Genomic DNA, 25,090 nt, shown 5'->3' with positions numbered 1-25,090 from the left:
CGGGATGGCCTGGTTGACTACGATGACCTTCATCTTGGGGTCGTCGGCGAGGCCGGAGATCTGGGCTATGGTCGTTTCCAACTAAGACAAGAATTTGTCAGGGTAGGTGAGGTGCTTGATCATGCCGCCCTTGGAGACGTCTCCGTACTTCTTGATCATCAGTTCCGCTCCGCGAAGGTCGTCTTCGCTCTGCGAGACTGTTCCGGTGACGATGCCGATATGGAACGGCGCCGCCGCCATAGCCGCTGTGCTGAGGCAGAGCGTCAGCATTGCGGCGAACAATAAAAGCGTTGCTTTCTTCATGAGGATTCCTCCTAAAGATTGCGCCTTCTTGTATGGAGGATGGTTTTATTGTCTCCACCGTAAAGTGCGCATCTGAAAATATCAGACGCCTTCGATTATATTGACGAACTCAATTATGTCAATAAATTTTTTTGTAATATATCAGATTTGCCTTTTGTTGTAATAAATTATGAAATAGTAATACAGACGTACGGGAATGTTTTTTCAGAACTTGACATATTTCTGTGTGGGTTTAATATTAGCGGTGTACATCATAGCCAATTGCACAGCGACATACGGACTTTTGTTTAGTTGAAATATCAGCTTGAGTTTATAATATATTAAAAGTTAATTGTTGCTGCAATATGTCACCGCAATAAGTTAATTTAATTGGAGGCAGTTATTATGATAAGAAAAGAAAGAGTTGAACGTCTGGCGGAGGAACTCCGCGCGCGCGGGCTTGACGCGCTTTACATCGGCCCGTCCACCGACCTGGAATATATCGGCGGCCTTGACACGCATCCGGACGAAAGAGTGCGCGGCCTTATGGTGGCGGCCGACGGCCGTTCTTTTGCTATGACCCCGCTTCTTTACAAAGAAGAAATGGTCAACGCCTTTGGAGACGTTCCCTTTTATTCGGAATGGGACGACCATGAGGGCTTCACCGGAGCTTTCCGCCGCGGCTGCGAGCACCTTGGCGTGCTTGGCGGCAAAATAGCCTTCAACGACGGCGTGCGCGCGGTGGACATGCTAGCTATACGCGACGCGATGCCCATTCAGATGGTAAACGGCGTCGATGTGCTGGCCGGCCAGCGTTCCCGCAAGGACGACGAAGAACTTGAGATAATGCGCGAATCCTCACGCATCGTCGATACCGTCGTTACGAAGCTCCAGAAGTGCATCAAGCCCGGCATGAAGGAACGCGAAATCGCTAAAAAAATTGGAGAGTTCTTTGAAGAGGGCGGCGCGGAGAACATGTCGTTCAATCCGATCGTAGCAAGCGGCCCCAACGGTTCTATGCCGCACTACATGGGCGATCAGCGCGTCATTCAGGAAAACGACATAATCATCCTCGACCTCGGCGGCAGATACAAGAGCTACTGTTCCGACACCACAAGGACTCTTTTCACGGGCACTCCTACTGAAGAAATGAAAAAAATATACGAAATAGTGCGCAAGGCGCAGGCCGCTGGCGAAGCCGCGGTGAAGCCTGGCGCCACCGGTCAGGACGTCGACCGTGCGGCGCGTCAGGTGATAGTCGACGCGGGCTACGGCAAATATTTCTTCAACCGCGTAGGCCACGGCATCGGCATCGCCGTCCATGAGAACCCGTTCATGATAGAGGGCAATACGAAGCCGCTTGAACCAGGCAACGTATTCAGCGTAGAACCCGGCATCTATATTCCCGGAAAGTTCGGCGTGCGCATCGAAAATCTCGTCGCGGTCCGTCCCGACGGCACAGGCGAAGCTCTGAACCACTTCCCGCGCGAGCTGACAGTCTGCGAGAAATAAACTGGCGTTTAGCGAAGGGCCAATGTTTTCCTGGGGTTTGCCCTTCGCATCCGTAATATATATTTTATCTGGGAGGAATTTAGAAACATGAGAAAAACATCGGTCTTTCTTTTCACAATGATCGCCGCGCTGTTTATCGCCTCCGCGGCCTTCGCCGCGGCTCCTTTCCACATCGGAGTGGCCACGCTCACCGTTTCACAGGCTGAGGATACCTACCGCGGAGCCGAGCGCCTTATCAAGGAATACGGCGATGTGGCAAAGGGCGGAATGATCAAGCACGTAACCATGCCTGACAACTTTATGTCAGAGATGGAAACGACAATCGCGCAGATAGTCGGCCTCGCCGACGACCCCAAGATGAAGGTCATCGTAGTCGATGACGCCATCCCCGGAACAACCGAAGCTTTCCGCCGCGTCAAAGAAAAGAGGAAGGACATCCTCTGCTTCGCGGGCGAACCCCAGGAAGACCCGAACGTTATCACAAGCACCGCTGACTTCGCTATCGGCGTAGACAACATCATGCGCGGATACCTCATCATCAACACGGCGAAGAAACTGGGCGCAAAGACATTCGTCCACATCTCCTTCCCGCGCCACATGAGCTACGAGCTTCTTTCACGCCGCCGCGCCATCATGGAGCAGGCATGCAAAGACCTCGGCCTGAAGTTTGCGTTTGAGACAGCTCCCGACCCCACCTCTGACGTAGGCGTCGCCGGCGCTCAGCAGTTCATCCTGGAAAAGGTCCCCGCGTGGGTACAGAAGTACGGCAAGGACTCAGCCTTCTTCTGCACGAACGACGCGCAGACCGAGCCTCTTCTGAAGCAGGTCGCCAAGTACGGCGCCATCTTCGTTGAAGCCGACCTTCCGTCACCGCTTATGGGCTATCCCGGATCCTTCGGCATCGACCTTAAAAATGAATCCGGCAACTGGCCGGCCATCATGAAAAAGGTCGAAAAGGCAGTCATCGCCGCCGGCGGCAAGGGACGCATGGGAACATGGCCCTACTCCTACGGCTGGAGCACGACCTGCGCCCTCGCCGAGTACGGCAAGCGCATCGTTGAGAAAAAAGCGAAACTCTACAACATGAAAGACCTCTGGAGCTGCTACAACAAGTTCACGCCTGGCGCGGAATGGAACGGCGCTCCCTACTACGACATGGCGAAGCAGATGAAGATCAAAAAGTTCGTGCTTGTATATGAAGATACCTACGTGTTCGGCAAAGGCTACATGGGCGTAACAAAAGAAAAGGTTCCTGATAAGTACATCAAACTTAAGTAACAAATACATTATATTGCCGGGCGACGAAGGCCGAATTCGGTTTTCTACCCCGGCTTTTTTATCAACATTTCAGTTTATCTTTTCGATTAAAACACCGGAAAAATTTCTTGTTTTTAAGCCGTGATGAATATCGGCCTTAACTCTTGCCGTATTGAGATAAATCAACTACTATTAATAAGGTTTAGTAAAATAAGGGAAATATCGCAAAATCTATATGGGAAAATAACGAGGTGAAGTGTATGTCCATGGAAGTTCCCCTTTTGAAAATGGAGAATATCGGCAAAGAATACTTTGGCAACCGAGTTCTTCAGGACGTAAGCTTTTCACTGCAGCCCGGGGAGATAATGGGGCTTGTCGGTGAAAACGGCGCGGGAAAATCTACCTTGATGAACATCCTCTTCGGCATGCCTGTAATACAGGAAACCGGAGGCTACGAGGGGAAAATAATAATCGACGGCGAAGAGGTCCATTTCAGAGATCCGCTTGACGCGCTCGACGCCGGAATAGGGATGGTCCACCAGGAATTCTCGCTTATACCGGGATTCTCTGCGACCGAAAACATACTTTTAAACAGAGAATCGACAAAATACAACATTCTCACAGAGGCGTTCGGCGACAGGCTCATGACGCTGGACCGCCCAGATATGCAGCAAAGAGCGGAGAAGGCCATCAAGACCTTGGGAGTAGAGCTCAACGCTGATACGCTAATTTCAGAAATGCCAGTAGGGCACAAGCAGTTTACGGAAATCGCAAGAGAGATAGACAGAAGCAAAACTCGCCTCCTCGTCCTCGACGAACCGACCGCGGTGCTTGCGGAATCAGAGGCAACGGTACTCATCTCAGCACTAAAGACACTCTCCAAACAGGGCATAGCGATCATCTTCATCTCCCACCGACTTCAGGAAATAATCGACCTTTGCGACAAGCTTATAGTTGTCCGCGACGGCAGCGTCATCCAGGAGGCGCGTACAAAAGAGACAAACGTGCGCCAGATAGCCTCATGGATGGTAGATAGAAAAGGCGACAAAAAAGTAGAAGAAGAAAAAGCTAAGGTCGCAAGGCAGATAGGCGACGTCATAATGAAGACGGAGCATCTTTGGGTAGACATGCCCGGAGAGACAGTCCGCGACGTTTCAATAGATGTCCGCAAAGGCGAGATCTTGGGCTTCGGCGGGCTTGCGGGACAGGGCAAGGTCGGCATCTCAAACGGCATCATGGGGCTGTACGCAGCTGGCGGCAAAGTTACGCTCCGCGGCAAAGAGATAAAGCTCAACGACCCCGACGCCTCCCTCAAAGAGGGCATGGCCTTCGTCTCCGAAGACCGCAGGGGAGTAGGCCTTCTTCTTGAAGAAGGAATCGACTGGAACATCACCTTCACGGCGCTTCAGGTGCAGGAAAAATTCATCAAAAAGCTCATAGGCGGCCTTGTTAAATGGCGCGACGACACAGCCATCGACAAATGCACGCAGGAATACATCGAATCGCTGCAGATACGCTGTACAGGCCCCAAGCAGCGTGCGATAGAGCTTTCCGGCGGAAACCAGCAGAAGGTCTGCCTCGCTAAAGCCTTCGCCGTGAACCCTGAGATACTCTTCGTCTCGGAACCTACGCGCGGAATTGACGTCGGAGCGAAGAAACTCGTTCTCGACACGCTGCGCAAAGTAAACGAAGAAGAGGGCACGACCATCATAATGACCTCCTCCGAACTTGAAGAGCTGCGCTCTATATGCGACAGGATCGCGATAATCAACGAAGGCAAAGTATCCGGCATACTGCCGGCTACGGCGCCCGCTGCGGAATTTGGGCTGCTTATGCTCGGCCACGTAACGGATGAGCAGCAGCCGCAAGCTGAAAACTAGGACGACAGGTGAGCAAAATGAAGAATAAATTACAGGAATTTATTGAAAACGCCGGCTGGCCCAGAATAATAATTGGCCTGTTCCTGCTGGCGCTGTTCGTCGCCGCGCCGTTCGTAGGCGTAAGGATAGACGCCTCCCTCTCCGACACGCTCGTCCGCGTCGGAATGAACGGCATACTTGTTCTCGCCATGGTCCCCATGGTGCAGTCTGGATGCGGACTGAACTTCGGGCTGCCTCTTGGCATCATCGCAGGGCTGCTCGGAGCCGTCACCTCCATCCAGATAGGCGTAAGGGGAGGCGCGGGATTCCTTCTCGCCGCCTCGATAGCCATTCCGATAGCGGTAGTGCTCGGCTGGCTCTACGGCCTCCTGCTCAACCGCGTTAAAGGCGACGAAATGATGATAGCCACATACGTCGGCTTCTCATCGGTCGCGCTCATGTGCATAGCGTGGCTTCTGCTTCCGTACACCAGCCCCACGATGATATGGGGATACGGCGGCTCCGGCCTCCGCACCACTATAAGCGTTGAGGGCTACTGGCTCAACGCTCTCAGCAAATACCTCCACATCCAGATAGGAGAGTTCTTCTACTTCCCAGTCGGCATGTATGTATTCTTTGCGCTGATACTCTTCCTCGTGTGGGCCTTCTTCCGCACGAAGATAGGCACCGCAATCACAGCCGTAGGCTCGAACCCTGAGTTCGCCCGCGCCTCCGGCATCAACGTAGACAACATGCGCACAGTCTCCGTCGTCATCTCGACGGTGCTCGGCGCGCTAGGCATCCTCGTCTATGAGCAGAGCTTCGGATTCATCCAGCTCTACATGGGCCCCTTCTACATGGCCTTCCCCGCGGTCGCGGCCATTCTCTTGGGCGGCGCCTCCGTCAACAAAGCCTCAATGGTAAACGTTGTAGTCGGAACGTTCCTCTTCCAGGGAATACTTACCATGACGCCCTCCGTAATAAACAGCGTCATGCAGACAGACATGTCTGAGGTCATACGCATCATAGTCAGCAACGGCATGATACTATACGCCCTCACCAGGAAAGTGACGGTGAAAAGATAATGGCACACAAACACGATATAAAATCAATATTCGCCGACTATGCGGTGCCGATAGTATTCATAGTCATATCGGCGATAGCTATTCCCCTTTCGGGCTTCTCAGCCACCTATCTCGTTCAGGAGATGCTGACGCGCCTTGCCCGTAACTCCTTCCTCGTCCTCTCGCTGCTCATACCGATACTCGCCGGCATGGGGCTCAACTTCGGGATGGTGCTTGGCGCGATGGCCGGTCAGATAGGGCTCATCTTCGTAACTGACTGGGCGGTCGCTGGCTGGCCCGGAATGATGCTGGCAGCCATCGTAGGAATGCCGATCGCCATCGTGCTGGGCTACATCTGCGGCGCGGTGCTGAACAGAGCCAAGGGCAGAGAAATGGTGACCTCCTACATCCTCGGGTTCTTCATCAACGGAGTCTACCAGCTCATCGTTCTCTACTGCATGGGCAACATCATCCCCATCTCCAACCCGCAGCTAGTGCTTTCCAGAGGCTACGGCATACGCAACGCCATAAACCTCACAGGAGTACGCCACGTCCTTGACAACCTCATCCCGCTCAAGATAGCGACCATCGACATTCCCGTCGCCACCTTCATCCTCATAGGGATATTCTGCCTGTTCATAATCTGGTTCCGCCGTACAAAGCTTGGCCAGGACATGCGCGCGCTTGGACAGGACATGGCTGTCGCCGATTCCGCCGGCATTCCCGTTGAACGCACCAGAATAATAGCCATCGTCATATCGACGGTGCTCGCCTGCTTCGGACAGATAATCTTCCTCCAGAACATCGGAACGATGAACACCTATAACAGCCACGACCAGGCCGGCATGTTCGCTATAGCGGCCATACTGATAGGCGGAGCCTCCGTCAGCCGCGCCACGATAACAAACGTCTTTGTCGGAGTCGTGCTCTTCCACCTCATGTTCGTCGTCTCGCCGATGGCCGGCAAAGAACTCATCGGACAGGCGCAGCTCGGCGAATACTTCCGCGTCTTCGTCTCCTACGGCATCATCGCCCTTGCGCTCGTCCTCCACGCGTGGAAGCGGCAGCGCGACAAGATAGAAGCCCGCAGGAGCCTGAGAGGAGAATAACGATGATACAGAATATAAACAAAAAAAGGCTCGTCATCCGTTTAGCCCTCGTAGCGCTGCTCGTGCTGCTCTGCTTCGGCCTCTACTACATAGGCAAAGAGCATGAAGTGCTGCTGGACAATAAAACGGCGGAACTTGCCGGAAAAGAATACAAAGAGATCCCCTACATGACCGTCGTAGTCGACGGCGATGAAGAGAAGGAAATGGAATTCTACGCCGGAGACCGCGACGTCGTGAGACTTCAGGGCGCGCGCCACAAAATAGTCATAAAGGTCATCAACGAACAGAGCGAAAAAGTTGAAAAGACCGTCGAATATGACATGAACCTCGGCACCATCTCAAACATAATGTTTTCACTGCCCGCAATAGTCGAAGGCGCGCCGAACCCGGAACTGCCGATCCCCACCGAGCAGCAGGTCCAGGAGCAGCAGGCCGAAAACGAAGCTGAGGCCGAAGCAAAGAGAGAGGGCCTCGATGAAAGCCCCGTAAGCGAGACCACGCAGGAAGTCGACTCAAACAAAACCATCGAAGGGCCGACCACAACGGAATAAAGACCAATCGGTTAATTAAGTTCTAAATCAAAACGGCTAAACCTTTGAACTAGGTTTAGCCGTTTCTGTATTGGGCCTTTGTTTTACAAGAGGAGCAATTTATTTTTACTTAAATACACTAGCGTCTTTTGTTAGATAATAGTAAAAGGATTTTTTCATTTGTATTTAAAAACATCTGCTTTTATTATTTATGAAAATCGCATAGACTATACCTCAATATTGTTTAAGCGGAGTTGGTAATAGGTGAAAAGCGCATATTGTAAATATATATCAGCATTGCTGTTATTTGGGACAAACGGGATCGTAGCAAGTAAAATAGCGCTTCCAAGTTATACGATCGTATTTTTAAGGACACTGATAGGCAGCCTGCTGCTTTTTTCAATTTTTATTCTCACAAGAAATTCCTTCACGTTTTACAAATATCCCAAACAGTCCTTCTGCCTTGCTATATCCGGAATAGCCATGGGGTTAAGCTGGATGTTCCTCTATGAAGCCTATAGCAATCTAGGTGTAGGTATTGCGTCGCTGGCGTACTATTGCGGTCCGGTCATTGTCATGGCGCTTTCGCCGCTGTTGTTTCGAGAACGCATGACATGGGGGAAAACCGCGGGGTTTTTGGTCGTTTTGATTGGTATTTTTCTTGTCAATGGGCAGGCCGCCGCGCACGGCGCCACAAAATGGGGCGTCTTTTGCGGCGCCATGTCGGCTGTTATGTATGCCTTTATGGTCATCTTTAACATGAAGTCGTCTCCTATTGCAGGACTGCAAAATTCATCCCTCCAGCTGGGGGTCAGCTTTTTGACAGTCGCCGTATTTGTCTGCCTAAAGCAAAACGTTTCCTTCTACGTAGAGCCATCCGACTGGTATCCAATCATGATTCTTGGTCTGCTGAATACAGGCATTGGCTGTTACCTTTATTTTTCTTCCATCGGAGAACTTCCCGTGCAGACTGTGGCGGTCTGCGGTTACCTTGAGCCGTTGTCCGCGGTAGCCTTTTCCGTCATTTTTTTGCATGAGGCGATGACTCCCATCCAGATGGCGGGCGGAGTGATGATTATCGGAGGCGCCATGATCAGCGAGCGCCTAAAAAACAAAGCCACCGCCTGAGAACAAAATAAATAATTTCCAAAATAAACGCGCGGCCTATTTTGTATTTTTATCTTCCTGCTAGCGTCGAATAGGCGTTAAATGAAAGAATGAAATACAATTTGCCGTAAATGTATCCCATAAAGTACAAAAGTATGCTATTGTATCGTACGAGGTGAACGAGATGGAAGAAAAATCATTGTCGGTACAGGTATACGAAAAAATAAAGGCGGATATCATCTCCCTTAAATATCCGCCCAGTTCCGTTTTGAAGGAGCGCGAGCTTTCCGAAAGCCTCGGAGTGAGCCGCACTCCTGTCAGAGAGGCGATACAGCGCCTTTCCCAGGAATCATGGCTCGTGCCGGGCGAAGGCAAGAGAATGCAGGTGAGGCCCGTCACAATAGCAGACGTCCATGAAATAATCCAAATCAGAAACATCGTCGAATACAGCGCGATTGACGAGCTTTTGCAAAACGGGGAATCTCGCGTGCTAGCGGGTCAGCTGGATTCTATTTTAAACGAGATGAAAGAGACGACGGACGAATACAGCTTTACGACGCTCGACCTCAAGTTTCACTACATCTTAGTCCAAAGCATGAATAACGAAAGACTGCTGCGCTTTTGGAGCACAGTGCAGGAAGAGGTGCTCAGAATGGGCCTGCTTGCGCTCCGTGGTCAGGACAGGTGGAAAGAGGTCATAAAAGAACACGAACTTATGGTGGAGACGCTCTGGAATAAAGAGCCTGAGGAAGTGCGCAGGGCAATGAAAAACCATTTGGAGCACAGTTATGCAGCATTGATAAGCGATTTAAAAAAATGTATCGAAAACTAGCCTTAATTTTAATCTTTTAATTAATAATTTAAAGCGGAGAGCCTACGAGATTAGGTTCTCCTTTTTTAATTCAAAGTAAAGGTTTCCTCTTGACAAAATTGCATCCAAAATAGATAATTGGCATACCAACTATTTATTTGCATTCAATTTTAAAAAGTGCATATCAAGAAAAGAGCAAGGTCAAGAGGGGAGCGAATGGTGTGGAATTTAAGGTTCTATCAAAAAACGGAGAAGAAAAGGTAATCGACTTTATCCCTAAACATATCATCAACGCAGGTTACACGGGAAGAGATCAGGCGGCGGTTCAGGCTCACATAGACGAACTGAAGGCCGAAGGGATACCGGCCCCTGACAAAACGCCGGTCTATTTTACAAAGTTCACCGATAAGCTTACGCAGGCAGCGGGCTTTGAGGTGCTCGACGAAACAGATCATTCTGGAGAGGCTGAGTTCGCGCTTTTTTTTGATAAAGACGAAATTTACGTTGGAGTAGGCAGCGACCATACGGACCGTAAGCTTGAGACGATAGACATTCCAAAGGCAAAACAGGTCTATCCGAATACGATCAGCAGAGAGCTGTGGAAATTGAGCGAGGTCATCGAACACTGGGACGATATAATACTTCGCAGCTGGATAAAGGCGGATGGAGAAAGGAAGCTGTTCCAGGAGGCGAAGCTTACGGCGATGCTAGACGCGGCGGAGCTTGTAGAAAGAACAAAGCAGCTTCTTTGCAACCCCGACGATACAGAGGGACTGGTAGTCTATTCAGGCACGGTAGCCTCTCTCTTTAAGGCAGACTACAGCCCTTACTTTGAAACGGAGCTAGAAGACCCGATCCTTGGAAGGAAACTTGGAAACGTTTACGAGATGGAGTGCAAGACATCCTGGTATAAAGGCAACTAAAAAACTCAATCGTTTTATTTTTTAACACAAAAATTAGAGGAGGCGTTTTTTAATGGCAAAGCAGGAATATGAAATTCGCGACGTTGATCTTCACGGTGAGTGGCGGCTTGTAGAGGGCGGCTACAACGGTACAATGGAGAAGGTGCTCTCACACGACCCTGTGACAGGAAATTATACGAGGCTTCTGAAGTTCCCGCCTCATACTGAGATGCCTGAGCTTTTGTCTCATGACTTCTGTGAGGAAATATACGTGGTGGACGGATATCTGACCGACACGAACAAAAACCTCACAATGGCCAAAGGGTATTACGGCTCACGCCTGCCCGGCATGAAGCACGGCCCGTACAGCATCCCCCTTGGCTGCATGACGATGGAGTTCCGTTATCAGGACCCCACAAAGCCAATCGACCCGGAATGCTCGCTCCTCAAAAATAAACTCGGCGCGCCAAGATAACATCTTAGAGGCGCCGGCCGACGCGCAGACGCCTCTTTCCACTTTATTCTATTTTGATTTTTGGAGGCATTTTTATGAAACCCAATCTTTCTGTTGAATACTGCGGCGTAAAATTTAAAAATCCTATGGTCATTGCTTCAGCTTCTCCGAGCAAAAACGGAGAATACATGCGCAGATGCGCCGAGTCCGGCGCGGGCGGAGTCATTGCCAAGACATTCAGCCCCGAGCCTCTTGCGCAGAAATATGTTTCGCCCCGTTTCACCGTTCTCCACAAAAAAGGCTGGCCCAACAACTACTCAAACTATTCCTGTGAATTCCTCGCCACCTACAATACGGACGACTGGATGAAGGAGATGGAGACTGCCAAAAAAGAGTGCGACGAACGCAACTGCACTCTGGTAGGCAGCATCTCCGGCAACTCCAAAGAGAGCTGGAGCGAGCTTGCCAAACGCATGGAAGCGCTTGGCCTCCCCATGATCGAACTTAACTTCGGCTGCCCCCACCCTAAAGACCTCGGATACAAGAGCGGTCAGGAACTCGGAAATTCACCCGAGGCCGCGGCCGAGGTAACGCGCATCGTATGCGACTCCGTAAAGATACCAGTATTCGTAAAGCTGACCAGCGAAGCCGTAAGCATCGTAGACGCGGCTCAGCGCTGCCGTGAGGCCGGCGCCGCCGGGTTCACCGTCGTCAATCGTTTCTCCGCGCTTGACGTGGATATCGAAACTGGACGTCCGCTTCTGCACGGCGGCTTTGCCGGCGTCGGCGGCCCCTGGATGCGCCCCATCACGCTCAAATGGATCGCAAAAATTGCAGCGGCTACGGGAATGCCTATCTCCGCAACAAACGGCATATTCAGCTGGGAAGACGTTATTAAGTGTATCATGTGCGGAGCCACTACGGTACAGACCTGCACCGCCATCATGTACGGCCCCAAACAGTTCGGCGAAGTCCAAAATTTCCTGGACGGCGCTGAAAAATATCTGATCGACCACAACATCGACGATATAAACAAGCTGCGTGGTATCACTCTTCCGCAGATAACGACATGGGACAAGGTCGACCGCGACCATACTGCCATCAGCAAGGTGTGTCAGGATAAATGCGTCGGCTGCGGCCTCTGCCCGAGCTGGTGCTTCTACGACGCGATAAAAATGGTTGACGTCGACGGAAAGAAAAAGTCAAGCATCGACCCCAACAAATGCGACGGCTGCGGCCTCTGCGCGGCGCTTTGCCCGAAAGACGCGATAAAGATGGAAGGCGAAGTCCCAATTTATCTTGGGGACTTTAATTAAGAGCGAACGCATTTAAAATGACACCCTACGGCGGATTGGTAATAGTAAGGGGCGGCGGAGATCTGGCTACCGGCATCATCTACCGGCTGTGGAGGTGTGGCTTTCGAGTCCTCTCGCTCGAAGTATCTGCGCCCCTTGCCGTAAGGCGCACGGTCTCCGCGGCATCTGCCGTTTTTGATGGTGAATGTGTTATAGATGGAATGCCGGTCAAAAGGATATCGTCAGCCGATGGATTTTCCGGCGTACAAGGCGTATCCGTTATCGTAGACCCCGAGGGGGATTCCATAGCCCGCCTGCGTCCTGATATCGTCATAGACGCCGTCATGGCAAAGCGCAATACGGGAACTAATATAAATATGGCGCCAATGGTTATAGGGATAGGTCCTGGATTTACGGCCAAGGTTGATGTTCATTATGTAGTTGAGACAAAACGCGGACATTACCTTGGCCGTTTACTGTCTGAAGGCGGCGCCATTCCAAACACCGGGATTCCGGGGATGGAGATGGGGTATACGACAGAACGGCTTCTCAGGGCACCCGCCGAAGGCTACATGGAACAGTTCGCAGAAATCGGCGATCACGTTACGGCGGGCGCGGTAGTCGGCCGTATCGGCGGCGCTGACGTTTGCGCGCAGATAGACGGCATCCTTCGAGGATTGATACATCCCTCCGTTTATGTGACAGAGGGAATGAAAATCGGGGATGTGGATCCAAGAAATATACGAGAGCATTGTTTTTCCATAACAGATAAGGCTCTGGCGATTGCAGGAGGAGTACTTGAAGCGGTCCTCAGAAACAACGCAGAGTCAAAAAGCTTCTAGAAAGTGGGGCTGAAAGCAATGGAGACGAGAGAACTTAATTTTATTGTAAATGGCAAAGCTCAAAGAGTCGCGGTGCGTACCAACTGGACGCTGGCGCAGGTGCTTAGAGAGCAGCTTGGTCTTTTAGGAACAAAAGTCGGATGCGGCGAAGGCGAATGCGGCGCCTGCACCGTCATCATGAACGGCAGGACGGTCACCTCCTGCCTTGTGCTCGCGGTTCAGGCCGAAGGCGCGGAAATTATCACCATAGAGGGGCTTTCCTCAGAGGACGGCAAAATCCTTCACCCGATTCAGGCGGCGTTTATAGAGGCGGGGGCCATACAGTGCGGCTACTGCACTCCCGGAATGGTCATGTCGACACTTGCGCTTCTTGAAAAACATCCCGACCCTACTGACGAAGAGATCAGATACGGCCTTACCGGAAATCTATGCAGATGCACCGGCTATCAGAAAATATTTGATGCAGTGAAGAAAGCGGCTAAAAAGATTCGGGGTGACGAGTGATGGCCGACGTCCATTATGAAAAGGGAGACTACACGGTTATAGGTTCGAGGCAGCCCTATCTTGACGCCAAGGACAAAGTTACGGGCAGACTCAATTATGTGAGCGACATACATCTTGCGGGAATGCTTCACGGACGCGCCCTTCGCAGCCCGTATCCGCACGCGAAGATTCTCTCCATAGACATTTCCGAAGCGCTGAAAGTGCCTGGCATCAAATGTGTGCTTACGGGAAAGAACGTCGAACAGCAGAAATGGGGCCCTGCAACAAAAGACGAATATCTTCTTGCCGTCGATAAGGTAAATTTCGTCGGCGACGAAGTTGCCGCAGTGGCCGGCGTTGATGAAGAATCGTGCGAAGAGGCTCTTTCAAAAATCAAAGTGGAATATGAGGTGCTTCCCGCCGTGCTCAATATGCACGACGCCATGAAAGAGGGCGCTCCCCTTATCCACCCTGAATTTCCAAATAACGTCAATCACCACCTCTTTATTCCGCGTGGCGATATCGACGAAGTTTTTAAAAACGCCTACTACGTACACGAAGGAAAATACGAGACGAGCCTGGAGTATCAGGCGTACATCGAACCGATGGGCGGCGTCTCGACATGGGACAGCAACGGCAATCTCACGATTTACGCGGGCATCCAGACCCCTACATGGTCTAGATATGACTACGCTGTGGCGCTGAATATCCCAGTAGAAAAAATCCGTATCGTTCAGCCCCCGTTCGGCGGCGGCTTCGGCGCAAAACTTTCACAGCAGGTCCACCCGCTGGGCGCGCTGCTTTCAAAATATGCGCAGCAGCCGGTGCGTTTTTTCCTCGACAGAGTTGAAGATTTTCAGTGCGGACTTCCCAGAGTGCCCATGTATATGGATATAAAAACGGCGTGGAGCAAAGAGGGAAAATATCTTGGCAAAAAGGTGAACATACTTGCGGACAACGGAGCCTACGGCTCTTACGGCATCCCGATAGTCCTCACCGCGATGTACCGTATCGACATAATGTATCAGGTGTCGGTGCTGCACTCGGAATGCAACCTTGTCTATACCAACAAGGTGCCGACCGGCTGCTTCCGCGGCTTTGGAAACTCTCAGATGCACTTTGTGCACGAAACGCATCTTGATGAAGTAGCAGAACATCTCAACATAGCTCCGGACGAACTTCGTCTGCGCAACATAGCGGTTCCCGGCTATCTCAATCCTCACGGATGGAAGACCAACAGCGTAGAGATAGAAAAATGTATAGAACAGGGCGTTGGAGATTCCAATTTCCACGAGAAGAGGAAAAAATATTCGGCCATGAACACGGCAAACGACGACCACATCAAAAAGGGAATAGGCATGGCGGCCACCGTGCATGTTTCCGGCAATAGGTCGTTTATAAAGCCGTTTGAAGGCGCGGCAGTCCTTCTCAGAATGAACGAGCAGGGCAAAATATACATCTACAGCAACGAGCCCGACATGGGGCAGGGCATAAGAACTACGCTCTCCATGTGCGTAGCAGACGCGCTGAAAGTAGATTTTGAACATATCTGCGTGCCTGATCCTGATTCAAACATCGTCCCATTCGGGCTCGGCTGTTTTGCAAGCCGCGGCACCTATATGGCGACGGGCGCGATGCGCATGGCTGTCGACGACATGAAATCGAAGCTGATAACATTAGCCGCAGACGTTTTGAACGTGGATGAAAAAGATCTGGAGCTGAAAGAGGGCGCGGTCGTCTGTATCTCCGATCCTTCCAAAAAAGCTCCGTATGCGGAATTGGCGTGGAAACACGTCTGCGACAACCCCGGTCAGCATATCTTGGGAATCGGTCATTTCACGCCGGCCGGCGTGGAATATCCCGACGCCACAAAATATAACAACATCTCCGGCGGCTACGCGTTCGGATGCCATGTGGCGGAGGTTGAGGTCAACACTAAGACCGGACAGATAAAAGTGCCGGAGCTTTGGGGCATACATGACGTCGGACAGGCCATCAACAAGCTTGCGCTCGAGGGACAGATCCAGGGAGGCATGGCGCAGGGATACGGCTGGGCCTTGATGGAACATCTGCGCCACAATGATAAGGGCAAAGTAATCAACGCCTGCTTCCTAGACTATCAGCTTCCGACAGCGGCGGACATCCCCGTCATCCACGCCGACGTCGTAGACAGCTTTGAATGGACAACTGGTTTTGGCGCAAAATCAATAGGAGAATGCTGCTTCAACGCGACGGCTCCAGCTATACAAAACGCAATATACAACGCCATAGGGATAAGGTTCAACGAGCTTCCCATTACGGCGGAGAAGGTCTTAAAAGCGCTCAATGAAAAAAAGGCGGAGGAGGGTAAATAATGAACAATTTACACTATTATTCACCTGAAAATTTGTCAGACGCGCTCGGCTATCTTGCGGACCATCCGGAAGTTAAAGTGCTGGCCGGAGGCACCGACCTCATAGCTAAGTGGAAAAAAACGGGATTCCCCGACATGACGTTGCTTGATACCGGCCGCATCAAAGATTTCAGTGAGATCAAGGAGCTGGAATCGGGACTCTTTATAGGCGCCGGCGCCACAATGGAGCAGGTGCAGTATGACGAGAAGATATTAAAATATTTCCCCATCCTGGCCGAAGCCGCAAGCAAAGTAGGCTCCGTGCAGATCAGAAACAGAGCCACCATCGGAGGCAACTGCTGCAACGCGGCGCCTTCGGCGGACACGGTGCTTCCTTTGCTGGTCTACGAAGCGGAGGTCATGATCGTTTCACAAAATTCGGAGAAGCGCTGCCCTCTAGATAAGTTTTTTGTAGGCCCAGGGAAAACTATTCTCCAAAAAGGAGAACTGGTAAGCGGTTTTGTGCTGCCGTTCCACGCAGCAGAAGGCGGAGCCTCTTTTGTAAAACACAGCAGACGCCCCGGGATGGACCTTGCGACGATAGGCGCCGCGATCCGTCTGGAATGCTTAACTGACGAAAAAAAGATAAAAAAGCTTGTCATAGCGCTTGGAGCGGTTGCCCCAACTCCGATACTGGTAAAGTCACTTGCGCAGTTCCACGGTATTGACGCGTCACTGGAAGAAAACATATCCGCAATCGCCAAGTACGCAGCCTCCTGCGCCACGCCCATAACGGACGTCAGGGGAAGCATGGAATATCGCAAAGAAATGCTGGAAGAAAGAATAGCCGACTCTCTAAGAGCGGCGCTCAACAAGTAGGGATTTCTCAAAAATATACCGACAGTTTCGTTGATCCTGGAGCGTAAAGATTATAAAGAGATGAAGTCTCAGTTGGATTAACGCGAAAACACAGCAGATCTCCCTGAATGGTTTGGTGAAAGAAGAATTGAATCGTGTAAGAGTAGCATTCCCAATTTTAAGGGATATTAGACTGTAGTGAAGGGCGTGGAATGTCAATGAAACCTATATTAAGTTTTTTGTCTGAACAGGAGATTAAACTTGTTCATCAAACATCTTTGCGAATTCTATCCGAAATAGGTATGAAGATGCCGCATAAAGAAGCTCTCGAAGTATTGATGAAGGCAGGGGCAGCGGTTAACGAAACAACGGGAATCGTCAAATTCCCTTCATGCTTGGTAGATAAAGCTTTGGAAACTGTACCCAAGCGTGCGGATGTCACACTGTATGCCCAAACCCCTGAACACGATGTAAATTTTGTTGATAATTTGCCCACAAATGTATGTATGACGATGGCGATCGATGTAATTGATCCATGGAATGGCGAACGTCGTCCTGCTAGCAATGAAGATTTGGCCAGATTGACTTGGTTAGCGGACCGTTCTCCCGTAATCGCGGTTAATGGGGGGCTTGTAACTCCTCAAGATGTACCAGGTGCGTATAATGACTGGTATACATGGGCTACATGTCTCCAGAATACCACAAAACATATCACAGGTGGAATGTTGGGGGCCAAATGTGTGCGCGATGCTGTAGAAATGGCTTCCATTGCACTAGGTAGTAAAGAGCTGTTTTATAAACGCCCGTGTATTTCTGGTTGGGTGCTTACATTACCTTGTCTTGGAATAGACTTTGAGTCTCTTGACGCAATGATGGAAATGAATCGGCTCAACATTCCTATAATTTTGACATCAGGGCCAATGGTAGGGGCTTCTGCCCCGATGAGCTGTGCCGGAGCTCTTGCTCAAGCACATGCTGAGATCCTCGCTTGTATAACATTGGCTCAACTAGTGAACCCTGGTTCCCCCGTGATTTATACCAGCTTTGTGCGTAGTTTAGATATGCGTACAGTAACAGCATGCATGGGAAGTCCAGAATCTGGAATGATGAGGGCAGCTATGGCTCAACTTGGCAGATATTTCGACCTTCCAATAAGGATGCCAGCTTTATTGCGTGATTCAAAGGTTTTAGATGCTCAGGCTGGTTTTGAGACAGCTCTTACTGGGGCGTTGAATATTTTTAATGCAGACTTAATGGACTCCATGCAACTAGATTCAGACCTATTAGTTGATTATGCCGATTTAATTTTTACTCCTGATTGTGTGCAAGCTCTGCAGCGGGTTTCTAGAGGTATTAATGTCACTGAAAAAGCAATGGACGATTCTGTGTCCGCAATCAACGAGATTGGCTGTGGAGGGAGTTTCTTGGAGCATCCCATGTCGTTTAAAAACTGTAGAAAAGAAATATGGCATCCTAAAGTTCACAATAGACAAAACTATAGTGTTTGGAAAGAAGCGGGCGCTAAAGATGTCCATAAAACGGCTACTGAAAAAGTGATAACTTTGTTAGAAGAAAGAAAAGGACCATTGCTTTCTCAAGACAAGTGCGATGCCATTAATGCAGTTCTGAAAAAGTTACTCTAGTCTAACCTAAAAAATTATATTTAAGATATAGGTGTATTAGCTCCAATTGTTTTGGAACACTGATAATTCAAATCATAAATTCCGTAGTCCCAATATCTGAAAGGAGATGCAACGATGTTAAAGGAACAGAATAGTGCAATTTCCAAGAAACAAAATATGATAGTTTCGTCAGTTAGTCTCGGGTTTCTACTTATATTTGTCGCGATGGCGTTTATGGATATTGATCTTGTCACTAAATTAGTAAATATCTCATTTTCTTTTTCTATAAAATATTTTGGAGCCATTTGGCAGATACTTTTGTTTGGAACCTTCTTTATGTCGATAGCTCTTGCTTTTAGTAAATACGGTGAGGTGAAGTTGGGTGGGATGGATAAACCTGAGTTCTCCACATTTCGGTGGGTGTGTATGATAATGTGTACGTTGCTTGCAGGCGGCGGAGTGTTTTGGTCGGCAGCCGAACCTATGTACTATTTTCTTAATGTCCCCCCTGCATTCACAGGCATAGAGAATGCAACGAAAGAAGCTGTGGCCCCTGCACTGTGTCAGGCCTTTCTCCATTGGGGGTTTTATGCGTGGGCTATATTAGGAACTCTTGGAACCATTGTTCTGATGTACAGTTGTTATTGCAAGGGTATGCCATTGGCCCCACGGTCCCTCATATACCCACTTCTTGGCGAGAAGGGGGTATATGGTATATGGGGTTCTCTCGTCGATGCTACAACCTTAATAGCAACTGCTGCTGGCACCATTGGCCCAATTGGTTTCTTGGGGCTTCAAATGAGTTATGCGATTTCAAACATGACAGGAATCCCGGATGTTTTTACCACTCAGCTTGCTGTTATTGCAGTGGTTACGGTTGCATATACACTTACAGCAATAACTCCAATATATAAAGGGATTAACCATGTGAGTTTTGTAAATATATGCTTAACCATATTTGTAATTATATTTATACTATTGTTCGGCCCGGGGGCATTTATTATTGATTCCTTCTGTTCAGCGATGGGGTTATATATGGGCGGAGATTTTATACGGCTAGCGCTTTTCAGAGGAAACACAGAATGGATCGGTTGGTGGACGATCTTCTTCTTTGCATGGTTCCTTGGTTATGGTCCTATGATGGCAGTTTTTTGTGCAAGAGTTTCAAGAGGTAGGACGATTCGTGAATTGATGCTAGCAGTTTCGGTTGTAGCCGCGATTGCAACAAACGCATGGTTTTCGGTTCTTGGTGGTGCCGGAATTTTTTACGAATTGGCGACTCCAGGCTCTGTCTCCACCGCACTGAATAGTAGCGGGCTCCCTGCCGCGTTGTTGTCAATTATTCGCCAATTACCGCTACAGAGCTTAATGATACCTGTGATATTGGTACTGGTTGCTCTATTCCTCGTTACAACAGGGGCTGGGATGACGTATTCGATGGCTATATCTGTCTCTGGAAAAGAAAATCCGCCGATATGGTTGAGAGTTGTCTGGGGGGTGGTTATGGGAGCGGTAGCCGCGCTTCTAATACGCTTAGGTGCTGGTGGTATAGGGGCTCTCCAAAATTTTATTGTATTTACGGCAGTGCCCCTTACTTTCTATTATTTCCCGACTTTGTGGCTGGGGCCTAAATGCGCTAAGATAATGTATGAAATGCAGTTTAAGAAAGATGAATAATTAATAATCTACAAAGTACACTCTGCTCGGATATATGGTAGGCTAATATTTTAGCCTACCATATATAACGCACCCTATAATATAACATGTTGTACCAGTAATTTGAGGATCTTGTATCATTAAAAAGAGTTGAACGCTTAAAGTTGGATAAGTTATACAAAAAACACATGTGAATTCTTGAATAAAACGTTATTGCTTGTTGTAAATACAAGGAATCTAATTCGTAGGAGGTATAGTTATTATGAATGTAATATTATCCGAGATAGCTAACGCTGTGTTAGATGGAGAAGCAAAAAACATTGTTCTTCTATGCCAGAAAGCCGTAGCGGAGAATGTACCCGTCGCCGATATTTTAAAAAAGGGCTTGATAGCTGGTATGAATGAAGTTGGCATATTGTTTAAGGAAGGAGAGATGTTTGTTCCGGAAGTTTTGGTATCCGCCAAGACTTTGCAATACGGAGTAGATTATCTCTCCCCCTACCTCAAGGAAGCTGGTGTGGAGGTAAGCGGCAAAATCATTACCGTAACGGTCGAAGGCGATTTACACGACATTGGTATCAAACTTGTAGGGATGATGCTAGAAGGTGCTGGATTTGAAGTAATAAACCTTGGAGTGGACCGAAAAGCAGCAGATATTATAGCCAAAGTTAAGGAATTAAAACCTGACATATTAGCAATGTCAGCAATGTTAACGACAACAATGGGAAAAATGGAAGAAGTCATAGCTCTTTTAAAGCAAGAGGGACTATATGACCAATTACATGTTATGGTTGGAGGGGCTCCTTTAAGTCCTCTATATGCTGGAAAGATTCAAGCACACTATTCTGCTGATGCCAGTAGCGCGGTGACCATTGCTAAAGAATTGCTTAATGTTGCATAATATGACAGGAGATGAAGGAATTGAATACTTCGCGAAAAGATTTAGTTTTTAAGGCACTACGTTTTGAGGAAGTCGAAAGAGTGCCTTGGGTACCATTTACGGGGGTACATTGTGCAAAGCTGATTGGTGTTGATGCAGAGACGTACCTACGTTCTCCTCAAAATATCGTCGAAGGGGTTAAGGTCGCCGCAGAGCGGTATTTTGCTGATGGAGTCTGTTCTGTTTTTGATCTTCAAATTGAAGCCGAGGCTTTAGGGTGTGCTCTAAAATGGTCAAAAAATAATCCTCCCGCTGTTGCAACTCATATATTAGACTATAAAGATATAACTGAACTCCCAGAATTGACCCCGGACTTAGGACGTATCAGGGATGCTTTGTATGCAACAAAAACTTTAAAAGAAGATATCGGAGAACATACCGCTATATTTGCTCTTATATGTGGTCCTTTTACCTTGGCGTTACATCTAGCAGGTGCTAAATTCTTAACAGACATGATAGAAGAGCCTGCAAGAGCAGACGAGGTACTCAAATTTTGCGCTGATGTAGCAAGAAAAATGTCCAGATGGTATGTCGAGGCTGGCGCTGATGTAGTGGCCTTGGTGGATCCAATGACCAGCCAAATTTCTCCTAGACATTTTAAAAAATATGTCATGAACACGGTAGAGCCGGCCATCTCCGAGGTCAAAAAGTTAGGGGGACTTGTGACTCTGTTTTGCTGCGGAGATGCCACCAAAAATATAGAGTTGATGATGCAATGTAAACCTGATGGCATTGCATTTGACGAACAGGTGAGCATTTCGGTATCTAAAGAAATTGCAAAAAAATATAACGTAGCTGTGGAGGGGAACCTTCATTTGACTACAACGTTACTGTTTGGTAATCCTTATGAATGCGTTGAAGATGCAAAGCACTGTATCGACGAAGGCGGATATACAGGATATATACTTTCTCCTGGATGTGACCTCCCGTTTGATACTCCAGAATATAATTTAGAAGCCATTGGTAGATATGTTGTATTAGGAGAAACGCCCTCACTTAACACTGGATTTATGTCTCTCGATGAGGCCTTGGCTAATTGCGACGCGTCTAGTGAGGGTTTTGATGATGTTGAGATAAAGCCGGGTGAGATATTTGTTGAAATTGTAACTTTGGATTCAGAAGGATGTGCTCCATGCCAGTATATGATGGAATCATTGCATAGAGTTAAGGATAATTACGGTGATAAATTAACCTATCGTGAAACTCTTATAAAAAGTTTAGCTGGCATCAAACGTGTAGGGCAAATAGGAGTTAAAAATCTGCCCTCCATGCTTATTAATAATGAACTTGTATTTGACAATATAGTTCCTACCGACGAAGATCTTATAAAAGAATTAAATAAACGAATATCACTCTCTGTAAAAATAAAATAATTACCACTACCTAATAACAAGCGCAGAGACGAGCCCCTGTGCTAAGTGGTCGTAGCTAAAAAATCTTGTTTGTCGTGGGTTTTACCTTAGGATTAAACAGTAAGTAACGTGTCAATCATTATGGGCACATATGGAACAGCGGGCTAAAAGAAGCTGCTTCCAGTTTTAAGTTTAAATAATGAACTGTTTTATGATGAGAGTGCAGCGGTTTTGTCGTGCAGCTGGGGCAGAGGTTGCAAACAGTCCTCCGATTTGGTATGTGTAAGTTTACGGCAATAAAACGTACGTAAACAAGGAGGACTACTCCATGAAAGGTAACACACTTATGGACGAAAATCTACAGGCTGTCAGGAAAATTTTCGCGATCAGAGAGTGCAAGGTTAAGGGCGATCTTAACTCCATAGTTAAGGAAACAATAGCAATAAAAGAGACTTTAAACCACTTTCTGGATGCCGAAGCAAACGAATTATACACGGCATCCCCGTCTGCAGCGCCTACATTAATTGTACTAGATTCTTGAATACTGCGCTTTTTAGCGCTACTTAATTATACGAGGGTGATATGTTATGAATGACAAAAAACAATTCAGAACGGCGCTGCTTCAGATACCGGTCGCACTTGGGGACAGGCGCGCTAATATGGAGAGCGTTGAGGGCTGGTTCAAGGAATACTACAAGCCTTCTGAAATGACGACGGCGGTCGTGTTGCCGGAGCTGTGGGATACGGGATACGCGCTTGACGTCGTGCCGCAGGTGGCGGATAAGAACGCGGCTCAGACTACGGATTTTCTGGGACGTCTCGCAAAACAATACGGCTGCTGGTTCACCGGCGGTTCCGTGATGGCGGAGGAAAACGGTAAGTTTTACAACAGGAGCCTCATCGTCAACCCGGCCGGAGATTTGGTGACACATTACGATAAGGTGCATCTCGTGCCGTTTATAACGGTTGAGGACGGCGTCTTTGAGCACGGCGAAAAGCCCTGCATATTTGATATGGACGGCATCACCTGCGGAAGCATCATCTGCTACGACATACGTTTCCCCGAGTGGATACGCGTATACGCCCTAAAGGGCGTGGAGGCGCTCTTTATATGCAGCCAGTGGACGCGTTCGCGCATGGACCTTTACCGCACCATGATCCGCGCCCACGCGATAGAAAACATGTTCTTCACGGTGGCCGTCAACAACTGCGATTATTCGGGCGATATAGACTTCGGCGGCGAATCTTTCGTCTCTTCTCCCACGGGAGAGGTGCTTGCCTCGTGCTCAGGCACCCGCGACGCAAAGTTTGCGGAGATAGACGTCACCAACATAAATGAAAACAGGCAGTTCTTAAAGGTGTTCGAGAAACGCCTGCCGCACCTTTACGGCGATTTGGTGAAATAACCGCTAGACTATCTACTATCTCATGATACACGAAAGGCCATTGCGTCGTTCGAGGCAATGGCCTTTCGTTGTCTTTAGCTTTATCAGCGCTATTTATTGGTAGTGCTGATGGGTGTCAACTATTTCTTTTTGCGGAAAGCAAGAGGCAGAAGAGCAAGCAACACTAATGGGAAAGCTGTTGTCGCACACCCGCCGCTACCGCCGCTGCTGGCATCCTGCGTATTCCAGAGAACCTTTACGTTGTCTTCGAGGTTCTTTTGTTCTTTCACGCCAAGCAACGGAGAGAATATTTTTACAGAAACTCCGTTTTTAACGTCATAGCCCGGGTTTTTCGGGTCATAAACGAAGCTCAGTTCTTTTTCGTTCCCCTCTGTAAGTACAGGATATTCTTCCGCAGCAAGCAGAGACGTCTGATATTTTTTTCCTGTGAAGAGCCCTATGCCTACGATTGGCATATACTGCACGCTTTTCTCATTGCCTCCTATATTTATGAGGCCACCTGTGAACTTTGCCTTGACCGTTATCTTCAGTTTCTTGTACCTGGCGTTGTTGTTGAGCGTGACCTCTTCTCCAAGCGTGCCGTCTTCCTTTAGCTCCGTCGCGCTGACAGATATCAGCTGTAGATCGGGGCGTTTCTCTGGGTCTATGACAGACAGAGAGGAGGCGGAGGCGCTTTGAATCTGGTTTGTTACGTTTTCGAAGATCTTGGGATCGTACATTCCTACCAGTGTGTAGCCGTGGTTATTGGCGGCATTAAGCTCCGTCTGTCCGGCAAAATCAATTACTGTGTGCAGGTAGCCTAGTCCCGGCTCCTTTGGAACGGTCCATATTATATTTGAAAGGGCCCAGTTATCTGTGTTGCTTTTGCGTCCGGCTATAGAGGTTATCTTATTATCTACCAGGAATCTGCATTTGGAACTTGACGCGGGGTTGTCCACGGGATAATTTGCGGCTGGATCCGGGTTGTTTTCGTCCCATGGCTGATAGTAATATTTAACGGTGACGTTATTGGCGCTGACGAAGCTATAGTTTATTACGCGCAGCGTAATTTTGTAATCAGTTCCTTTTTCCAGCAGCCTCAAGCCAAGGCCGTTTTGCAGGCTGCCTGTGGTACTCGTTTGTCCTCCGATGTTTTTTTCAAATTTGATGCCGCGCAGCTGATAACGCTTCTGCGGGTCGCTGTTTTCCACGAGGTGATCCAAAGGGTTCTTTTGTATCTGATAATCCCAACGGAAGGGTAGGTTGAAACCTGGGTCGGGATATTTTGAATAGGGGCTGCCTGCTCCCCAGAGCCTGCCCGTACCATAAAGCCCCGTCACGGCGAAGCCTATGGCCATAGTCCCGTCGTCCTGGCTGTAGTAGCCGCAGTCGGAACGGAAGCCCATGTCGGCTGTCGTCAGATTGTTGTTCTGGACGG

The 25,090-nt window shown here is 48.9% G+C and carries 22 protein-coding genes and 1 pseudogene; 21 read left to right on the top strand and 2 right to left on the bottom strand.

What is annotated here, in order from left to right; genetic code table 11:
- Positions 1-270 (bottom strand): annotated as a pseudogene (locus tag RRY12_11055) (DUF3798 domain-containing protein).
- A gap of 417 nt (positions 271-687) precedes the next feature.
- Between RRY12_11055 and RRY12_11050 the strand changes: the two are divergent.
- From RRY12_11050 to RRY12_10950, 21 genes are all read left to right on the top strand, one after another.
- Complete coding sequence (locus RRY12_11050) at positions 688-1,794, top strand: Xaa-Pro peptidase family protein (GenBank protein ID MEG2185207.1); 1,107 nt, start codon at positions 688-690, stop codon at positions 1,792-1,794.
- An 87-nt stretch (positions 1,795-1,881) separates the two neighbouring features.
- Positions 1,882-3,072 (top strand): DUF3798 domain-containing protein, encoded by a 1,191-nt coding sequence (locus RRY12_11045; protein ID MEG2185206.1) that lies wholly within the window; start codon positions 1,882-1,884, stop codon positions 3,070-3,072.
- Positions 3,073-3,311: 239 nt separating this feature from the next.
- Positions 3,312-4,931, top strand: coding sequence for a sugar ABC transporter ATP-binding protein (locus RRY12_11040; GenBank protein MEG2185205.1), 1,620 nt, complete (start codon positions 3,312-3,314; stop codon positions 4,929-4,931).
- Positions 4,932-4,948: 17 nt separating this feature from the next.
- Positions 4,949-5,995, top strand: a complete 1,047-nt coding sequence (locus tag RRY12_11035; GenBank protein MEG2185204.1) for an ABC transporter permease — start codon at positions 4,949-4,951, stop codon at positions 5,993-5,995.
- Positions 5,995-7,083 carry an ABC transporter permease gene (locus RRY12_11030; protein ID MEG2185203.1) on the top strand — a complete coding sequence of 363 codons (1,089 nt, stop codon included), beginning with the start codon at positions 5,995-5,997 and terminating at the stop codon, positions 7,081-7,083. Before RRY12_11035 ends, RRY12_11030 begins: the two co-directional genes overlap by 1 nt.
- 2 nt (positions 7,084-7,085) lie before the next feature.
- Positions 7,086-7,634, top strand: a complete 549-nt coding sequence (locus RRY12_11025; protein ID MEG2185202.1) for a DUF6672 family protein — start codon at positions 7,086-7,088, stop codon at positions 7,632-7,634.
- A 243-nt stretch (positions 7,635-7,877) separates the two neighbouring features.
- Positions 7,878-8,741, top strand: a complete 864-nt coding sequence (locus tag RRY12_11020; GenBank protein ID MEG2185201.1) for an EamA family transporter — start codon at positions 7,878-7,880, stop codon at positions 8,739-8,741.
- A gap of 163 nt (positions 8,742-8,904) precedes the next feature.
- Positions 8,905-9,552: a GntR family transcriptional regulator gene (locus tag RRY12_11015; GenBank protein MEG2185200.1), complete on the top strand. Its 648-nt coding sequence runs from the start codon at positions 8,905-8,907 to the stop codon at positions 9,550-9,552.
- A gap of 200 nt (positions 9,553-9,752) precedes the next feature.
- Positions 9,753-10,454 (top strand): DUF2848 family protein, encoded by a 702-nt coding sequence (locus RRY12_11010; GenBank protein ID MEG2185199.1) that lies wholly within the window; start codon positions 9,753-9,755, stop codon positions 10,452-10,454.
- A 52-nt stretch (positions 10,455-10,506) separates the two neighbouring features.
- Entirely contained in the window at positions 10,507-10,908 is a 402-nt protein-coding gene (locus RRY12_11005; protein MEG2185198.1) for a cupin domain-containing protein, read from the top strand.
- Between the two features lie 74 nt (positions 10,909-10,982).
- A complete protein-coding gene (locus RRY12_11000; protein MEG2185197.1) occupies positions 10,983-12,203 on the top strand; it encodes a tRNA-dihydrouridine synthase in 1,221 nt (406 codons plus the stop codon).
- Positions 12,204-12,220: 17 nt separating this feature from the next.
- Positions 12,221-13,024, top strand: coding sequence for a selenium-dependent molybdenum cofactor biosynthesis protein YqeB (gene yqeB, locus RRY12_10995; protein MEG2185196.1), 804 nt, complete (start codon positions 12,221-12,223; stop codon positions 13,022-13,024).
- A gap of 18 nt (positions 13,025-13,042) precedes the next feature.
- Entirely contained in the window at positions 13,043-13,528 is a 486-nt protein-coding gene (locus RRY12_10990) for a (2Fe-2S)-binding protein (protein MEG2185195.1), read from the top strand.
- Complete coding sequence (locus RRY12_10985; GenBank protein MEG2185194.1) at positions 13,528-15,861, top strand: xanthine dehydrogenase family protein molybdopterin-binding subunit; 2,334 nt, start codon at positions 13,528-13,530, stop codon at positions 15,859-15,861. Before RRY12_10990 ends, RRY12_10985 begins: the two co-directional genes overlap by 1 nt.
- Positions 15,861-16,718, top strand: a complete 858-nt coding sequence (locus RRY12_10980; GenBank protein ID MEG2185193.1) for an FAD binding domain-containing protein — start codon at positions 15,861-15,863, stop codon at positions 16,716-16,718. The genes RRY12_10985 and RRY12_10980 overlap by 1 nt, the downstream gene beginning before the upstream one ends.
- Before the next feature lie 191 nt (positions 16,719-16,909).
- A complete protein-coding gene (locus RRY12_10975; protein ID MEG2185192.1) occupies positions 16,910-18,340 on the top strand; it encodes a trimethylamine methyltransferase family protein in 1,431 nt (476 codons plus the stop codon).
- Between the two features lie 114 nt (positions 18,341-18,454).
- On the top strand, positions 18,455-19,996 hold the full coding sequence (locus RRY12_10970; protein ID MEG2185191.1) for a BCCT family transporter: 1,542 nt from the start codon (positions 18,455-18,457) through the stop codon (positions 19,994-19,996).
- Positions 19,997-20,237: 241 nt separating this feature from the next.
- Positions 20,238-20,876, top strand: a complete 639-nt coding sequence (locus tag RRY12_10965; GenBank protein MEG2185190.1) for a corrinoid protein — start codon at positions 20,238-20,240, stop codon at positions 20,874-20,876.
- 20 nt (positions 20,877-20,896) lie between these two features.
- Positions 20,897-22,288: a uroporphyrinogen decarboxylase family protein gene (locus tag RRY12_10960; protein ID MEG2185189.1), complete on the top strand. Its 1,392-nt coding sequence runs from the start codon at positions 20,897-20,899 to the stop codon at positions 22,286-22,288.
- A 307-nt stretch (positions 22,289-22,595) separates the two neighbouring features.
- The gene (locus RRY12_10955) at positions 22,596-22,808 is read left to right on the top strand and encodes a hypothetical protein (protein MEG2185188.1); all 213 of its coding nucleotides are present in this window, start codon (positions 22,596-22,598) and stop codon (positions 22,806-22,808) included.
- 46 nt (positions 22,809-22,854) lie between these two features.
- Positions 22,855-23,673, top strand: coding sequence for a nitrilase-related carbon-nitrogen hydrolase (locus RRY12_10950; protein ID MEG2185187.1), 819 nt, complete (start codon positions 22,855-22,857; stop codon positions 23,671-23,673).
- 119 nt (positions 23,674-23,792) lie between these two features.
- Here the strand turns inward: RRY12_10950 and RRY12_10945 are convergent.
- The coding region (locus RRY12_10945; GenBank protein MEG2185186.1) for a Synerg-CTERM sorting domain-containing protein at positions 23,793-25,090 on the bottom strand (1,298 nt) is incomplete at its 5' end.

Source organism: Cloacibacillus sp. (assembly GCA_036655895.1).
Taxonomy (GTDB): domain Bacteria; phylum Synergistota; class Synergistia; order Synergistales; family Synergistaceae; genus JAVVPF01.
The sequence above is the reverse complement of the archived record's forward strand: the minus strand, read 5'-3'. Positions and strand labels throughout refer to the sequence as shown.

What these genes read in the sequence shown, in the direction of transcription:
- RRY12_11050 (MEG2185207.1), top strand. Translation starts at nt 688, where the DNA reads ATGATAAGAAAAGAAAGAGTTGAACGTCTGGCGGAGGAACTCCGCGCG.
- RRY12_11045 (MEG2185206.1), top strand. Translation starts at nt 1,882, where the DNA reads ATGAGAAAAACATCGGTCTTTCTTTTCACAATGATCGCCGCGCTGTTT.
- RRY12_11040 (MEG2185205.1), top strand. Translation starts at nt 3,312, where the DNA reads ATGTCCATGGAAGTTCCCCTTTTGAAAATGGAGAATATCGGCAAAGAA.
- RRY12_11035 (MEG2185204.1), top strand. Translation starts at nt 4,949, where the DNA reads ATGAAGAATAAATTACAGGAATTTATTGAAAACGCCGGCTGGCCCAGA.
- RRY12_11030 (MEG2185203.1), top strand. Translation starts at nt 5,995, where the DNA reads ATGGCACACAAACACGATATAAAATCAATATTCGCCGACTATGCGGTG.
- RRY12_11025 (MEG2185202.1), top strand. Translation starts at nt 7,086, where the DNA reads ATGATACAGAATATAAACAAAAAAAGGCTCGTCATCCGTTTAGCCCTC.
- RRY12_11015 (MEG2185200.1), top strand. Translation starts at nt 8,905, where the DNA reads ATGGAAGAAAAATCATTGTCGGTACAGGTATACGAAAAAATAAAGGCG.
- RRY12_11005 (MEG2185198.1), top strand. Translation starts at nt 10,507, where the DNA reads ATGGCAAAGCAGGAATATGAAATTCGCGACGTTGATCTTCACGGTGAG.
- RRY12_11000 (MEG2185197.1), top strand. Translation starts at nt 10,983, where the DNA reads ATGAAACCCAATCTTTCTGTTGAATACTGCGGCGTAAAATTTAAAAAT.
- yqeB (MEG2185196.1), top strand. Translation starts at nt 12,221, where the DNA reads ATGACACCCTACGGCGGATTGGTAATAGTAAGGGGCGGCGGAGATCTG.
- RRY12_10990 (MEG2185195.1), top strand. Translation starts at nt 13,043, where the DNA reads ATGGAGACGAGAGAACTTAATTTTATTGTAAATGGCAAAGCTCAAAGA.
- RRY12_10985 (MEG2185194.1), top strand. Translation starts at nt 13,528, where the DNA reads ATGGCCGACGTCCATTATGAAAAGGGAGACTACACGGTTATAGGTTCG.
- RRY12_10980 (MEG2185193.1), top strand. Translation starts at nt 15,861, where the DNA reads ATGAACAATTTACACTATTATTCACCTGAAAATTTGTCAGACGCGCTC.
- RRY12_10975 (MEG2185192.1), top strand. Translation starts at nt 16,910, where the DNA reads ATGTCAATGAAACCTATATTAAGTTTTTTGTCTGAACAGGAGATTAAA.
- RRY12_10970 (MEG2185191.1), top strand. Translation starts at nt 18,455, where the DNA reads ATGTTAAAGGAACAGAATAGTGCAATTTCCAAGAAACAAAATATGATA.
- RRY12_10965 (MEG2185190.1), top strand. Translation starts at nt 20,238, where the DNA reads ATGAATGTAATATTATCCGAGATAGCTAACGCTGTGTTAGATGGAGAA.
- RRY12_10955 (MEG2185188.1), top strand. Translation starts at nt 22,596, where the DNA reads ATGAAAGGTAACACACTTATGGACGAAAATCTACAGGCTGTCAGGAAA.
- RRY12_10950 (MEG2185187.1), top strand. Translation starts at nt 22,855, where the DNA reads ATGAATGACAAAAAACAATTCAGAACGGCGCTGCTTCAGATACCGGTC.